The sequence below is a fragment of the Micromonospora sp. WMMD812 genome, from assembly GCF_027497215.1.
Classification (GTDB): Bacteria; Actinomycetota; Actinomycetes; order Mycobacteriales; family Micromonosporaceae; genus Micromonospora.
Genome location: NZ_CP114904.1, coordinates 1,515,062 through 1,529,756, shown reverse-complemented (window position 1 = coordinate 1,529,756; position 14,695 = coordinate 1,515,062). Strand labels below are relative to the sequence as shown.

13 protein-coding genes and 2 pseudogenes are annotated in these 14,695 nt (G+C 66.0%); 9 read left to right on the top strand and 6 right to left on the bottom strand.

Annotation, left to right across the window (positions count from 1 at the left end):
• The first annotated feature begins 75 nt into the window (after positions 1–75).
• A complete protein-coding gene (locus O7603_RS07015; protein ID WP_281574858.1) occupies positions 76–801 on the top strand; it encodes a hypothetical protein in 726 nt (241 codons plus the stop codon).
• A gap of 115 nt (positions 802–916) precedes the next feature.
• On the opposite strand, the gene O7603_RS07010 is transcribed toward O7603_RS07015, so the two are convergent.
• Positions 917–1,051, bottom strand: a complete 135-nt coding sequence (locus O7603_RS07010) for a hypothetical protein (RefSeq protein WP_281574857.1) — start codon at positions 1,049–1,051, stop codon at positions 917–919.
• Positions 1,052–1,268: 217 nt separating this feature from the next.
• Between O7603_RS07010 and O7603_RS07005 the strand changes: the two genes are divergently transcribed.
• On the top strand, positions 1,269–2,102 hold the full coding sequence (locus O7603_RS07005; protein WP_281574856.1) for an SAM-dependent methyltransferase: 834 nt from the start codon (positions 1,269–1,271) through the stop codon (positions 2,100–2,102).
• 144 nt (positions 2,103–2,246) lie between these two features.
• On the opposite strand, the gene O7603_RS07000 is transcribed toward O7603_RS07005, so the two are convergent.
• Positions 2,247–2,588 (bottom strand): hypothetical protein, encoded by a 342-nt coding sequence (locus tag O7603_RS07000; protein ID WP_281574855.1) that lies wholly within the window; start codon positions 2,586–2,588, stop codon positions 2,247–2,249.
• A 50-nt stretch (positions 2,589–2,638) separates the two neighbouring features.
• Here O7603_RS07000 and O7603_RS06995 point away from each other — a divergent pair.
• The 4 genes and pseudogenes from O7603_RS06995 to O7603_RS06980 form a co-directional block, all read left to right on the top strand.
• A pseudogene (locus tag O7603_RS06995) lies at positions 2,639–2,955 on the top strand (transposase); the annotation flags it as partial.
• 1,517 nt (positions 2,956–4,472) lie between these two features.
• On the top strand, positions 4,473–4,865 hold the full coding sequence (locus tag O7603_RS06990) for a hypothetical protein (protein WP_281574854.1): 393 nt from the start codon (positions 4,473–4,475) through the stop codon (positions 4,863–4,865).
• Between the two features lie 190 nt (positions 4,866–5,055).
• Complete coding sequence (locus O7603_RS06985; protein WP_281574853.1) at positions 5,056–5,454, top strand: hypothetical protein; 399 nt, start codon at positions 5,056–5,058, stop codon at positions 5,452–5,454.
• Positions 5,455–5,664: 210 nt separating this feature from the next.
• Entirely contained in the window at positions 5,665–5,865 is a 201-nt protein-coding gene (locus O7603_RS06980) for a hypothetical protein (protein ID WP_281574852.1), read from the top strand.
• Positions 5,866–6,086: 221 nt separating this feature from the next.
• Here O7603_RS06980 and O7603_RS06975 read toward each other — a convergent pair whose 3' ends face one another.
• A complete protein-coding gene (locus O7603_RS06975; protein ID WP_281574851.1) occupies positions 6,087–6,566 on the bottom strand; it encodes a hypothetical protein in 480 nt (159 codons plus the stop codon).
• Between the two features lie 86 nt (positions 6,567–6,652).
• Here O7603_RS06975 and O7603_RS06970 point away from each other — a divergent pair, with 86 nt between their 5' ends.
• Entirely contained in the window at positions 6,653–7,753 is a 1,101-nt protein-coding gene (locus O7603_RS06970) for a CapA family protein (protein ID WP_281574850.1), read from the top strand.
• Positions 7,754–7,988: 235 nt separating this feature from the next.
• A pseudogene (locus tag O7603_RS06965) lies at positions 7,989–8,282 on the top strand (integrase core domain-containing protein); the annotation flags it as partial.
• On the opposite strand, the gene O7603_RS06960 reads toward O7603_RS06965, so the two are convergent.
• Positions 8,269–8,619, bottom strand: a complete 351-nt coding sequence (locus tag O7603_RS06960) for a transposase (RefSeq protein ID WP_281574849.1) — start codon at positions 8,617–8,619, stop codon at positions 8,269–8,271. The pseudogene O7603_RS06965 and the gene O7603_RS06960 sit on opposite strands and share 14 nt — an antisense overlap.
• Positions 8,620–8,959: 340 nt before the next feature.
• Here O7603_RS06960 and O7603_RS06955 point away from each other — a divergent pair, with 340 nt between their 5' ends.
• Positions 8,960–12,955 carry an N-acetylmuramoyl-L-alanine amidase gene (locus O7603_RS06955; protein ID WP_281574848.1) on the top strand — a complete coding sequence of 1,332 codons (3,996 nt, stop codon included), beginning with the start codon at positions 8,960–8,962 and terminating at the stop codon, positions 12,953–12,955.
• Between the two features lie 212 nt (positions 12,956–13,167).
• On the opposite strand, the gene O7603_RS06950 is transcribed toward O7603_RS06955, so the two are convergent.
• Together O7603_RS06950 and O7603_RS06945 are read right to left on the bottom strand one after the other, a co-directional pair.
• A complete protein-coding gene (locus tag O7603_RS06950) occupies positions 13,168–14,094 on the bottom strand; it encodes an IS3 family transposase (RefSeq protein WP_281574847.1) in 927 nt (308 codons plus the stop codon).
• Entirely contained in the window at positions 14,091–14,402 is a 312-nt protein-coding gene (locus O7603_RS06945; protein ID WP_157746519.1) for a transposase, read from the bottom strand. Before O7603_RS06945 ends, O7603_RS06950 begins: the two co-directional genes overlap by 4 nt.
• Positions 14,403–14,695: the final 293 nt, after the last annotated feature.

Here is a 14,695-nt window from a genome sequence, read left to right as displayed (position 1 = left end):
GGTGGAGCTCCTGTCGCATTGCCGGACGTCTTACATGAGGCAACTATCGGTGTCCACATTGGAGGCCACGATTCGATGAGTTCCTACACCATCACCATCGCCGCAGACGATCCCAGTCACGCGACCACAACCCTGAAGGTCGAGGTGAATGACACCACGCCACGCATCACCGAACTGGTGGTACGGGCCGGGCAGGGCGACGGGCTGACCGTGGGCCAGATCCCCGCGGTCGACCTGGACCTGCTCTTGAGGGCGATCGCGCCCGCCGCCAGCGGCCAGCAGGCGATAGCTACGCCGCCCATTGCCGTATCCGACGAGGTGCCCGCAGCCGGCGGTGTGTCCGTTGAGAACGGTGAGCCCGCCGCCGGGCCGGCGGCGGTCCAGGCCACCGCCCCTACGGCGGCCGCTGATGAGCCGGCTACGAGTAGCCCTGAGGGCGCTGGTGCGGTTGACGTCGTGGTGCCCAAGCAGGCGTCACCGGCGACCAAGGCAAGCGAGGCGAAGAAGGCCAGCCGGGTGCCGGGCGCTGGCGTGACCCGCAGCCGAGCGGGCAAGCAGAAGACCGCAGCGGGTGCCAAGGCCACGAATACGGCGGGCAAGGCCACGAAGCGGACCGCGAAAGCCACATCCTCTGCAGGCAAGGGGCGGGTGTACCGGCGCTCGCCGGCCGATCTCGAAGCGGTCTACCAGCAAGCCGGGAGTGTGGCTGCCGTCGCCGACCACTACGACGTGCCCCGGCATACCGCCCAGGGGTGGATCCGCACGATGCGCCGTCGACAGGCCGGGCCAGGTTCCGAGTAAGGAGTGGCTTCAGGTCAGCTCCGGCAGGAATCCCGTGGGCCGCTGCGGCGGGTTGTCCGGGTCGCAGCGAGCGTTACGGCGAGCGTTGCCCACCAGGCATCACCGGCGGTAGCTGTCAGTCTGTCGTCGCCGGCGTGGGCGGCCGGTCCTGGTAGACCTCGGTGTCATCAAGCTTGTCGGCGAGGAAGTAGACGCCAACAGGTTTCTCTATGTCGGGAATCCTATCGATGGTGAGCGGCATGGTGATCATGAGTGGGGTCCTCCGGTGAGCTCGATCGATGCGGCGAGGTCCCGCGCGGCGACCGCGGGGTCGTGTAGACGAGCCGACGATCGGGCGAAGAACCATCCGGCAGTGGCGTTCATCCCTGTCCTTCTATACCGTGACACGGTTGCGGATCGTGACTTCCCCGAATGGACCGGTCCGCGACCTCAATCCCGCGAACGCAGTCGAAACGAAGGTGTTCATCGTGACCGTGGACTCGCCGGCAAGCGGCCGACCTGAGCCGGGCAAGCTCGACGCGCAGCAGAAGATCGACACGTCGATACCGCATTCGGCGCGGATCTGGAACTACTGGCTCGGCGGCAAGGACAACTTCGCGGTCGACCGTGAAGCGGGCGACCAGTACCGCCAGGTCTACCCCGGGGTCGTCGACGTCGCCCGCGCCTCCCGGCAGTTCCTCGTCCGCACGATCAAGTTCCTCGCCGTCGAGTCGGGCGTCCGCCAGTTCCTCGACGTCGGCACCGGGCTGCCGACGGCCAACAACACCCACGAGGTGGCGCAGCGGATTCTGCCGGACGCCCGGATCGTCTACGTCGACAACGACCCGCTAGTGCTGGTGCACGCCCGTGCGCTGCTGGTCGGCACGCCCGAGGGCAAGACCGCCTACCTCGACGCGGACCTCCACGATCCCGCCGCGGTCATCGCCGAGGCCGGCAAGACGCTCGATTTCCAGCAGCCGATCGGGCTGATCCTCAGCGGCGTCATGGGCCACGTACCCGACTACGAAATGGCCCGGTCAGTCACGCGCGAACTGCTGTCGCCGCTGCCATCCGGCAGCTACCTCTCGCTCAACGACGGCACCAGCCTGATCAGCTCGGAGATGCAGCAGGCGCAGGACGACTACAACGACACCGGGGCGATGCCGTACACGCTGCGCTCGCCCGACCAGATCGCCGGGTTCTTCGAGGGCCTGGAACTGGTGGAGCCGGGCATCGTACCGTGCCCGCAGTGGCGGCCCGACGACGACGTCGACACGCCGGCCGACATCGACGCCGTCGGCGGCGTGGGCCGCAAGCGCTAAGCCGCGCGTCCTGACGCCCCATGCCCCGGCCCGGCACACAGGGTGTGCCGGGCCGCCGACAACGCCTCAGCCCCGTGTGGTCGTCACGCTTGCGGTCGACTCGGATGGTCGCGGCCCACGGGTGTCGCGCGTCGCGAATGCCGATTACGGTGCCTGCGTGCTGCCGGCCGGGTTGGACGCGGGGATGCGAAGCCTTTCCAGCGCTTGGTGCGCGAGTTCCCCGACAGCGGGAAGACGCGATGTGCAGGACCGGAGGGTGCGCGGGATCTGGTGAGGTAGGCGGTGCTCCTCGGCGATGGTGATGGCCGATTGGAACGCCGCTTCGGCTTGGGACGTGTCGGCGCAGGCCAAGAGCACTTCGCCGGTGGTGACGTGGAAATCGCCTGCCATTGCGGTGGTATCGCAGTCGCGGACATATGGTCGCGAACCGAGCAGGTCGGTGGCCAGGTCGGGTCGGCGTGTGTGGACCAGCCCGCGCAGGTGCACGTCATGGAGGGCATGAAGGCTGGTGAGTCCTGTGCCGGGTTTGGCGTCGGGTTCCCCGGATCAAGGGCATCCGCGGCAGGCCCCGACAGCGACCCGAGCGGATCTACGCCGACCGGGGTTACGACTATGACATCTACCGCCGCCAGCTCCGCGACAGTGGCAACACCCCGGTCATCGCCCGACGCGGCGTCGCCCACGGCTCCGGCCTCGGCACCCGACGATGGGTAGTCGAGCAGACCATCGCCCTGCTGCACTGCTTCCGCCGGCTACGTATCGCTGGGAGGTCCGCGACGACATCCGCGAAGCCTTCCTCATCCTCGCCTGCGCCATCATCTGCTGGCGCCGACTCCAACGCTCAAAGAGTTAGAAGTTCTTAAAGACGGGCGCTCGGAGCACACCAGCCCGACAGCCGATCCATCAAGTCCAGGATGTGCTCCTCGGCAGTCTCGTCCTCGCACCTGTGGCGAGCTACCTCGCAGACCCCGAGCAGGGCTTCCCGGGAAGCCCCGGCTCGCAGGTGCTCTGTGGCTATCGCCTCGAGGACGCGCGGAGGATCCTCGCTCGACGCAGTCTGCGCGAGCTGTCGCGCCAGCTGCTCTGGCAGCACAGCCTCCGACACCTGCCCAGCATATGAAGCAGCTCGCGAGACTGTCTTGGGAATTGTCGATGTCCGGCTGTCTACTGGGTTAGCGCCCTGGCCGCAGCGTTCTCGCCTGGCCTCGGCTGGCCCCTGTTGCCTCACCGAATGGCACGCTACCGGCACAGCCCACAAGCGGAGGGGACGACGCAGTTTGACCGAGCGGTCGCGGCGCAAGCCGCTCACTCAGGCGAAGTAGAGAACGTCAGCAATCTCCTGACCGTCTGGATCATCGGAGAGTAAGGGACTGGACGCTCCGGGTGGGACGGTTACCGCGGCCCAGTACACCCGGCCAGCGACCACATAGTCGGTGTCTCGCGTTCGATCCACGAGGTACATCGTCGCGCTTGGCCACCGCACACCCAAGCGCTCCGCCTCGGCAGCCCGCCGAGCCTCCGGGGCCGCCCGAAGATACAGTTCTGAGTAGGCGTCGGCCAAGCAAATGCGCGAGACATCCTGGAAGAGGAGATCGAAGACCCGCAACGGTTCGTCGCCCTCCGGATCTCCGATTACCCCTCGCAGAAGCAACTTGCTGTGTCCCACCGAAATCGCCCACGGCTTAAACCGGCCGGCAACCGACAGGGGCAAATTTCCAGCGATAACCTTCCAGCGAACCACTCGTTCCTCGCTCTTCCTGCTTAGCCGCCCGCACGAGGACCATACGTGTCGGGCTGGGCTGAGTTCCAGCAGCTACTGGCCGCTAAGTAGGCAGATCTCCTCGTCGGGCAGTCGGCAGACCGTCCAGCCTCCTCGGGCGGGGACAAGGTGGAGCGCCTTACCGCCGAGTCTCAATGGCGGTTGTCAAGCGACGGCGCGGGGACCCGGAGCGGCCTGGGGTTTAGAAGAAGATCGGGGACGGCTGGTCAGGTGATGGCGCTGCTGGTCAGCCCGTCCGTCGTTGTCGGGCAGCGTCGGCGTCAGCGGGCGGGCCTGGCTGTACGGATGGATGGCTGTACGGCTGGCCCCAGCGGCCTGGCTTGACCTGCCGATCCACCCCTACGGGGGCGTGCTGCTTCTGGATCCCCTTTAGCCGCACCTGGCCTGTTGAACCTCCGGTCTTGCTGCGAGCCGCGGGCTCAACATGACGCGGGACGATCATGTCGAGCATCAACCCAGGCCGCCGTGTCAACCATCTGTGAGGCGCGGGACAGTCGCGCGGCGTCAATAGCAGCTTGACGACGCTGAGGACTCTGGGTTATCCGAGAGTGGCCGAGGCTGGATCTGTCGCGACGGAAGAGGAGTAGGCGATGAAGGACGAGGTGGTGGTACGCAGATCTCGGATCCTCGGCCTGTTCGCCGAGATTATCCACGGTCCGGTGGGCACCCTACGGGCCGTGGAGATCGCCGGGCGTGGCGTCGTCGCCGAGGTGCGCTGCACGCTCGCCGTACTCGCGGACAAGGTGACCATCAGCTCCGAGAATGCGGACGAGGCAATTGGCGCGGCTCTTGCATCCGCCGATCGGCTCATGGACTTGGGTGCGATCGAAGATGATCTTAATGAGTTGTGGTGCTGTCGCCGCGAACGAGACCTCGACGATGCTGCATTCGAGGTAAGCCTTGAGCAAGTCGTTGCGCGCCTCGAAGCGTGGCACCAATCATGGACACGCGAGTCCGCCGAGGTGCGGGCGGTGGGTGAGTGACGAGCTGAGTGACGACGAGCGCGAACAACGCTGGACGCTGACGAATGTTGCGCACGGTTTGCGCTGCTCAGCTTCTTCATCATGGCTAGTCGCGCGGCCGTGATCGTTCCTTCACACCGACTTGAGGTTACCTGTCCTGTACCTCTGTGGCCGATCGACGGATCGCCAGCCGCGGGGTCACACTTGGGGCGTGCGGAGGTCCCTGGATGACGGTTGGTCGATCGAACTTTCCGGTGCTTGGACTCCGGAGCGCGCTGAAGACGGTGTCACAACGTGGCGCGCGCCCGGCCGCACGATGCGGGTCTCGACAGGAAATCCATGGCGGTGCGCCGATGGGGCCGACATCATCGCCTCACTCGATGCCGAACTGCCACCGGACCCGGTAGGCAAGGTGGGTGAGGGCGGCCGAGACGGGGTCGGCCATCGTGCCGCCTGGCTCTACCGCCAAGACGGCAATATCAAGTTCACGCTCTACGGCTATAACTTCATCAACGCAACGTACTTGGAAACGGTCTTTAGCAGCGCGGACACGACCGACAACAGTTGGGCCTTCGATGCTTGGCGTTCGGTGACTCGATCCGTCGGTTAGCGACCGCCGGGGTTGGGGCTCACGTCAGCCCTTGTGGATGCGCTGCCGTGGCCGACTCGTGCCCGATGGAGTGGTCAGCAAGGGGTCAACAGCGGTCCCTCGCACGACATCGACCGGGTGCCGTCCCCGGTCGATGTTTAGGCGACGTGACTACTCACCGGCTTTATCAATCCGACTCCTAAGCTGACGGTCGCCCGGCAGGATGACCGCGTGGACGCTTGGCAGACGATCGATGACCTCATCGTGCAACGGCGGATCATCGTGGCGATGCAGGCCATCCGTGAGGCCGAGGGGTGCGGCCTCCAACGAGCGATTGACCTCTTCGCGGAGCGGTTGGAGTTCCTGAAGCGGACCAGGCCCAGTGACTTCACGGTCAGTCCAGAGGAGTACGGACGCGGCTTCTACACCTGAGATCCGGGCTGCGTTGGGCGACGAACTGGGTGACGACAGCCGCGAGCACGACGGACGTCTGTGGATGTCAGTGAATCGTTTGGTCAGCTCGGAAGAGCTACTCGCGCAGCTCGGCCCGTCGGCGGTCATTCCTTCGGGACGGAGCAGTCAGTGCGCCCACGCCCGCCGGCCTGCTGGCGACCTTCGGCCGGCATCGGCCGGCTTGGCACGTGGTAACGACATCAGAAGCTGCCCAGCAAGTTCAGGCGTAACGCGTGCAGTGCCACCTCCTCGAACGGCTGGTCGAACAGCTCAACTGTCACATCATCGGCGAGGACCTCCACAAGATCCTCATGGCACACCAGGAGGAAGTGCCGCTGCCGCCAGGAGGATGTCCGGTCGGGAAAGTTCACACGGTTCTGTGCCTCCAATCGGCGGGGCCACGGCGATCCTTGCACCTCATAGAACCCGTAGTCCCAGGTATCCGTTGGACCCTGGAGAGGATGACCGGACAGCGCCTCATCATTCGGGTAGCCAAAAATCACCTGCGAAAAGCCGGCGAAGGTCGCCATTGCCACTCGTGGTGCCCCTGCTTCCACCGTGGGTACAAAGACGAGGCGACAACTACGATCGTCCGCGAGCAGCAGTTCACCCGACCCAGACGGCGACGGAATCACTCCAAGGTCCAGCATGACCACCTGGGGCTTCACCAGCAGGATCATATTCGCGATCTCAGCAACGGACGCACAGCAGGCAGCGGTAGTTGACGGCCGCGCACGACCCGGCGCCCACCCGTACCCTGTGCGGGGTGAGCAGCACCACGATGCGTGCGAGACGCGCGACGCTGGCGGCCATCACGGTCGGCGCCGCGCTAGCCGGCTGTACCGCCGAACCGTCGAACCGCGCGACCGGTCGGGAGTCCGCGGCCTCGGCGACGCCGAGCGCCACGGCATCGCCGAGCCCTGCCGCTCCGAGCGTGGCCGCGCCGGTCGAGCTGCGCCTGGCCTTCGCGGGCGACGTCCACTTCACCGGCCGCACGCTGCGCCTGCTGGACGACCCGGAGACGGCGTTCGGTCGCATCGCCCTGGTGCTACGCGACGCCGATCTCACGCTGCTGAACCTCGAGACGGCGGTGACCGACCGCGGTACGCCGCAGCCCAAACGCTTCCACTTCCGATCGCCGAAGACCGCATACGCGGCGCTGCGCGCGGCGGGGATCGACGCGGCGTCGATCGCCAACAACCACACCCTCGACTACGGCCAGGTGGGGCTGCTTGACACCCTCGACGCGGCAGCGGATGCGGACTTCCCAGTGTTCGGCGCGGGACGCGACGCCGACGCGGCGTACGCGCCGTGGCTGACCACCGTGAAGGGTGTGCGGATCGCGGTACTCGGCATGTCGCAGGTGCACGAGCTGGCCGCGCAGTGGAAGCCGACGGACAGCCGGCCGGGGGTCGCGATGGCGTTCGACGGGGCCCGGGCCACCGCTGCCGTGCGGGCCGCCCGCAACCAGGCCGACCTGGTGATCGTCTTCATGCACTGGGGGGCCGAGGGCAGCTCCTGTCCAAACGGGGAGATGAAGACGTTCGCCAGCCGGATGGCCCGCGCCGGCGCCGACATCGTGCTCGGCACGCACGCGCACACGCTGCTCGCCGACGGCTGGCTGGGTGAGACCTACGTGCACTACGGGCTGGGTAACTTCCTCTGGTACGGCAACTCGCACAGCACCGACTCCGGCATACTGCGGCTGACTGTGCGCGGGCGGACGGTGATGCGCAACGAGTTCCTGCCGGCCACGGTTTCTGGCACCGGGCGGCCCGTGCTCGTGTCGGGTGCGGCCAAGGAGCGGATCGAAGACAAGCTCGCCACGGCGAAGCGCTGCACCGGCCTGACGATGAGACGGCCCTGACGCCAGCTGTCACTGAACCCGAACCCCGAAGCCGAGCAGCGGAGCCTGAAACCAGTGGTCGGCCCGGTCCCGGTCCCGTGACGGCCGGAGCGCGACGGCGATGCGCCCGGATGAGTCCCCCCGGGTGGGCTCGATCCCCAGGCGGCCCGCGAGATGTCGGCTCCGGCTGGCGCTCGCCTGCCGCGAACGCGAGCCCCGACGTGACCATCTCGCCGTCCCGCTCGTCACTCCGATCGCCCAGTTCCGGTCCCGTAAGTACGTCAAGGCGTTGCACCGCAACGGATTGGTCGCTTCGATGGGCCGAGTCGGCGCCTGCGGCGACAACGCCGCGATGGAATCGTTCTTCGCCCTGCTGCAACGCAACGTCCTCGACCGGCAACGCTGGCACACGCGCTGCGAGCTACGCCTGGCCATCGTGACCTGGATCGAACGCACCTACCACTGCCGCCGACAGCAACGACGCCTCGGCCGACTCACACCCATCGAGTTTGAGAGCGTGTTTGAGAGGGTGTTGATCAGGTCCAGGTGAAGGTGCCGCGGGCTTGGCGGCGGGCGGGGTGGCCGCGGGTGATCCGACGGGTCATGCCGGCGATGGCGGCCCAGCGGATGAGGGCTTCGGAGACCTCGGGGTGGCGTTCGTAGTCGCGGGCCAGTCGGCGGCAGGCGGTGAGCCAGGCCAGAGTTCGTTCCACGACCCAGCGGCGGGAGATCACGCTGAACCCGTGCTGATCGGCTTGGGCGCCGCCGTTGGCCAAGCGGCTTCCCTGGCCGGGCGACGATGTGGTCGCACCAGCCGGACCAGCCTGCGGATCTGAGTGGGCTGCATCCCTCGTGGACGGGTTGAGGCGATCGCTGCACCCAACCATCCGACACGATGGTCCCCAAGGGACGTCTCGCGGCGCCGCGAGACGTCCCCTTAGCTGGGTTTTGCCATGTTGATCGGGTGCAGTTCGACGGTGCCGGCAGTCGCCCTGCGGGCCGTACGGGCGAGTGCACGAGGGCAATCTCGCTGTAAGGAATGCGATTCTACTGAGGCTCGCCGGGCTGCTCGTCGTCGCTTACGGTGAGGATGCGGACTGCGCTGCCCCACGGATTTGGAGGCTACCTGTGCTACTCAGCCAACTCACGCAGGAGCGCCTGGCACTCATTCTCTGCGACGACAGGTCGGGACGTCCGCAGCGCAAGGTCCCGGTATACGCGGAGGTCGTGCTGCGCGAGTTCGCAGGCAAGCCTGAGGCCCTGAATTGCGCGCCGCTTGGCCGCCTGCGGGAGCAGTCTCACGACCTCGCCGCCGTCGTCGAAGCCGAGATCAGGGCGAGGGTGGACCTGAGTTGGTTCGTCGGCCGCTGTGAGAAATTCGTCCTACGAGTCATCGAGGACCTACTCCAATCTGTCGAGGTTGGAGCACCGGTTACCGACAACACCCGCGCAGAGGTCCGTGACGCGGTCGAGCGCGCTGCCGGCGCGATGGAGGCACCGGCGCCACCGCCTGCCTCGCACTTCGATGGTCAACGCATTCCGCTGGGTGTCCTCGCGTCCGATCATGCAGGTTTCGTGTCATTCGACCTGACACGGATCCATTGGGCGGGGCTGGTGGCGGACCGCATGCGCAGCCGGTGTGCCGTCGAGGTCGAGGTCTTCCCGCTGCTGCTGGAGGCGATGCGGTTCCGGGTCCTCGACCAGCACCGGATAGCGCCCGACGCGATCGTGGCCAAACTCGAACTGCCTATGCGCGACGAGGATCTGATTCCCGCGTTCGCGTTGAACCTGCCGGCGATGCAGAACCCCGGTATCATCGATTGGCGCCTTTCACCTGGGTCGTTCGCCGCAGTCCCTCAGTCGCTCGTCGGCGCGGACGGCTGCGAGACGTTCACCCCGGCGAACTTCGCCGTCAGCGAGTTCCACGTCCGCCAGGTGATCCGGCTGTCAGACGGGTTCACGGGTGTGCCGGAGCCGTCGGCTTACGTGAACGAGTACGTCGTGTCGATCGTGCCGATCGGACATTCGCTCGGCCAGGTGCTCTACACCCTGCCGCTGGCGCCCGGGGAGAGCGTTCGCCTGGCCGTGATCGACTGGCGGCGAACAGACGTCGGCACGCGTGACGAGAAGACGGTAGTCACAGAGAGTCTCATCCATGACCAGGCACGGGACCGCACCATCACCGAGACGGTGACGGCCGCACTGGAGGAGTGGCAGCGCGGCGGTTCCGTCATGGGCGGGCTTGCGGGAGGAGCGGGCGCCTCAGGCCAGTCGGGGTCTACGTCAGTGGCCGGCGGGGGGATGCTCTCGGTCGGCGGCGCCTACGCGACCTCCAGTGGCAGCAAGGACGTCACCGCGGCAAGCGTTCAGAAGATTACCGACGCCATCCACCAGTCGAGCCTGGCCCAGCGCGAGCTGACCAGCTCGGTCGTGGTGCAGATGGATCAGGCCGAGCGACAGGCCATCGAGACAAGAAGCTTCGCCAACCACAATCGCGGACACACCCTCACCGTCATCTACTACGAGGTGCTGCGGCATTTCCGCGTGGTCACCGAGTTCACCAGGCGCTACCGGGCAGCTCTGCTTCCCCGCAGGGAACGCAACTTCGACGACGAGAACCTCATCCTGAACAAGCGCTTCCTCTTGGAGCCGGCACTGCTCGACAAGAGCCTCGCCGGCGGCTTCGAGGCGCTGAAGCGCCTCGACATGCGCCGTAAGGAGTACATGCGGAATCCGGTATCCGTCGCCGTGCCGGTCAACGAGGCGGACCTGGTTATCAAGCAGGTCGAGATGCGCTTCAGGGTCGGCGGCGAGGAGAGCACGAATGCGGTCGTCATGCGGATCCACTTCACCAATGGCAACAGCACCACGCTGAGAGTCGGTGGGAAAGACAACCTCAACAGCACCGAGCTGTTCGACGACGCGAATGCCCCCTTCCAGCTGCTCAGCGATGTCATCAGCGTCTACGTCACCTGGGGCACGGTATCCCACATGGAGATAGAGAAGACGTCGGGAACGACTATCCTGCACCTCAATTTAATCGAGGTCTACGCGCTCGGCGACTTCGGAAGCCGGCAGCTTGTCAAACACACGCCAGGCAAGCATTACGAGTTCGAGGCGGCACACGACAAGCACACGTTGTTCACCGAGAAACCACCACCAGCGCCTCCCCCCGTGGCCATCAAGACGCCGGAACAGGAAGTGTCGATCGAGGACTACCACGGCTTCATCAGGTTGCGAGAGCATCTGAAGTCGGAGAAGACGTACTACAGCCGCATCCTCGACCTCGGGACCCATCCGGACGAGTACGCGACCGAGTTCGAGACCCGTCAGTGGGGTCCGACGGGCAAGACCATCGACGCAGTCGCGCCGGCACCGCTCGAGATCATGGGCTCGAAGATTGCGTTCCCGCTCACCCCACAGGAAGAGGACGAGGACGAACCCATCACAGTACCCAGGGTCGAGCGCCTGATGTCGCTACCCACCAGAGGCGTATTCGCGGAGGCGAAGCTCGGCCACTGCAACGTGGCCGAAGAGATCGACGAAACGCGGTTCTGGCGCTGGGGCGAGCACGCCCTGCCTTTCACGGCCCCAGAGATCGCCGCCATCCAGGCCGCTCAGCCCCAGCGCGCCGACCTTGACCTGAAGGGCACGCCCCTGCCCACACCGGTGGTAAACATCCAGAACGCGCCCGCGCTGCCCGATCCGACGGGGCTCGCTGCTGCGCTCAAGGTGCTCTCCACCCCCGAGATCTTCCGGGACATGTCGGCGAGGGAGGAGGTCGGGGCGCTGCTCGAGGATCTGGTCAACGGCTCGGTCAGCATGGCGCAGGCGGCGAATCGGGCGCGGGAGATCCAGGCCAATAGCCGGGCTCAGGGTTCAGGCGGCGGCCCAGCAGCCGGTTCAGTGCCCAGCGGGCAGCGCGGCAGCGGAACGACCGCTGGGGGTGGGAGTTGGAGCCCACAAGCCCCGAGCGACCTTCATCAGTTTGGAAATGTGCTCAAGCAGGGCGTCAACTCAGGCTTCATCGACAACGAGAGGGCCTCGCAGATTTATCGCAAGAGCGCCGACGATATGTCCGGCGCGAGCCTTCAGAATACCGCTTTCGGTGCGGGTTCCGGTGCGCTGGGACAGCAACTGCAGCAGGCCGAACTCGAACGCCGTGCGACGCTCAAGCCCACCGACATCGCGGTGTTCACGCCGGCGTCCGAGCACACCCTGGTCTCATACGCAAGGGAATGGACGCCGCCCGCCGGACTAAATGTTGTCAATTGGCGTACCCCGACATTGGATCACTACGGCTCCGTATATAAGGGCCGTCGAATCGGCGGACGCCTGGATGGCGGCACCACGCCTCATCCCTATCCGACCCGGCGGCTGCCGAGTGCCATCGTCCTGCATGAGACCGTCGGCTGGGCGGCCGTGGGTGCCGGCGTCCAAGAGGCAAAGCCCCCCACGGTTCCATTCGATTTCGGACTCAGTGTGCACTTCTCGGTGGGGCCAGACGGGACGGTCTACCAGCATAACGACATCGCCCAGATCTTGGATCATGCTACCAAGGCCAACGTGCAGTCGGTCGGGATTGAGGTGACGAACGCGAGCGTAGTGGACAAGGCCAGACCTGATCCGATCTCCCTGACGCCATCGCTCGCTTCGGCCGCCCTCCATAGCCTCCAGACTGGCGAGGTCGTGGGTGGTCTTATAACCGATGACCGGGAGCGGCTAGCAGTCAGTTGGGTGGACGGTTCAAGCGACAATTTTCTCTACGTCTTGCCCGCCCAGGCTCAGCTTGAGGGGGTAACTCAGCTCGTGGCCTGGCTAGCTTCCGGTACGGACGGAGGCGCTGTTGCCACCTTCCTGAACGCCAAGGAACAGAGTCACTGGCGTCAACACCTGGTGCGCACCGCAGGCACCGGGGCTTCGGCGACAGTGACCCATTCGTTCCTACTGCATGGCCACCCTGGTTGGAGGGATGCCGGGTTCGGCGACTTCGATGGGATTTTCGCGCACACCAACTTCGACGCCAACAAGCACGACGGCGGGCCGATCGGGCTTTACGCCTGGCTCCGGCTCTTCTGCGGCAAGACGCCGGCCGATGCCTACACAGCGCTCCGCGCCATACTCACTGACAAGACGTTGGTGCACGAGGTCGAAGTCGGCCTCGGAAGGAGAGCCAGGGCAGTCAATGTCAGCTCGATGATCCCAGCCACCGTGGAGATCTGACTCACGGCCCTGCTTCCTCAGCGCAAGGTCGTCCAAACACCGGAGCATCTGCACCGCGACCAAGGGCACCAGTTGGCGAGGCTCACCAAATCCTACTGGCAACATCACAGCCAGACCCCGAACGCGCCTCCGCACTCGGCCTGCCGTACCTGGACACCGCACGATCGACCGGCTCGGCGAGTTGAGTTCCCCCCGCTTTGATGGAGCGGTGGTTACCTGCTGCCGGCTGGCGCAGGGGTGGCGATAGTTGGCTCGGCTGGTTGCGTCTGGCGGGTGTGCCAGGCGGTCTCGTACTCGTTCGGGCTGAGGTAGCCCAGTTCCTTCTGGATGCGGCGGGTGTTGTACCAGCCGTCGATGTAGGCGAAGATCGCGTTCTCGGCCTCGTCGCGGGTCCGCCAGCTCGTGCGGTAGACGAGTTCGATCTTCAGCGTGGACCAGAAGTTCTCCATCAGGGCGTTGTCGTAGGAGTCTCCGACGGAGCCCATTGAGGGCAGGATCCCGTTGTCCTGTAAGCGTTCCGCGAAGCGAAACGACGTGTAGTTCGATCCCCTGTCCGAGTGGTGGATCAGTTGACCGTCGCGGACGTCGCGGGACCAGATGCCGTATTCGAGGGCGGCGAGGATCAGGTCGGTGTCGCAGCGATCGGAGGTCTTCCACCCGACGATCCGTCTTGAGAAGGCGTCCCGGACCGCGGCGAGCCAGAACACGCCCTCGCCGCACGGAATGCGGATGGCGTCGGCGACCCAGAGTCGGTTCGGCCCGTCGGCGGTGAACTGCCGGTTGACCAGATCCGGCGCCGGCGTGTGCCGGGGATCCTGCTTCGTGGAGCCGCCGCGCCAGCCTCGACGCAGGAACGCACCCTGCCAGCCCTGCTCGGCCATCAGCCGTTCCACCCGCTTACGGCCCACGCGGATACCGTCGCGGCGCAGCTGCCGGTGGACCCGGTCCGCGCCGTAGGTGCGCCCCGATGTCTCCCAGATCTCGTGGATGTTGGTGATCAGCCCCAGGTCGACCACGTCCTGGTCGCAGGGCTGCTCGGCCTGCTTGACCCACGCGTAGTAGGTCGAAGCGCCGATGTTGAGGACCCGTAGCAGGAGCGCGACCGCGAACTGGTCACAGTGTTCGTGGATGAACCTCATGACCGTCGCCGGGTCGGGTCGAGCTCCGCCGCGAAATACGCACTCGCGGCCTTCAAGATCTCGTTCGCCCGCCGCAGCTCAGCGACTTCCTTGCGCAGCCGGCGATTCTCCTCGGCCATCTCGCTGGTGGGCCGGTCGGTGCGCTCACCAGCGTCGGCCTCGGCTTGGCGGATCCAGTTCCGCAACGCCTCGTGATGCACACCGAGTTGCTCGGCCAGGCGCCGGATCACCGGCTTCGGGTCCGACTCGCGGTACAAACGCACAGCGCGCTGACGTAGCTCGTCGGGGTACTTCTTCGGTGCTGCCACGGACGACTTCCTCCCCACGGCCATCAGACCATGATCAAGAAGCTCCATCAAAGCGGGGGGAACTCATGAGGGCCAGGCCGTGGACCAGCGCTCGGGGACTGACTTGTAATGCGGAGGTCGTCCCTAAGACGCTGCCTGTATGACCGCCGCAATCACGCTGGCAACCGCTGCGACGCCGACACCTGCCAGCACCCATACCTGGGACAAGCGCTGATAGCGCATGTCTCGCTCTGCCCGCGCCTCTTGCGTTACGAAGTCCAGCAGCGCGCGAAGGGTGTCCGCGTCTAGTTCTT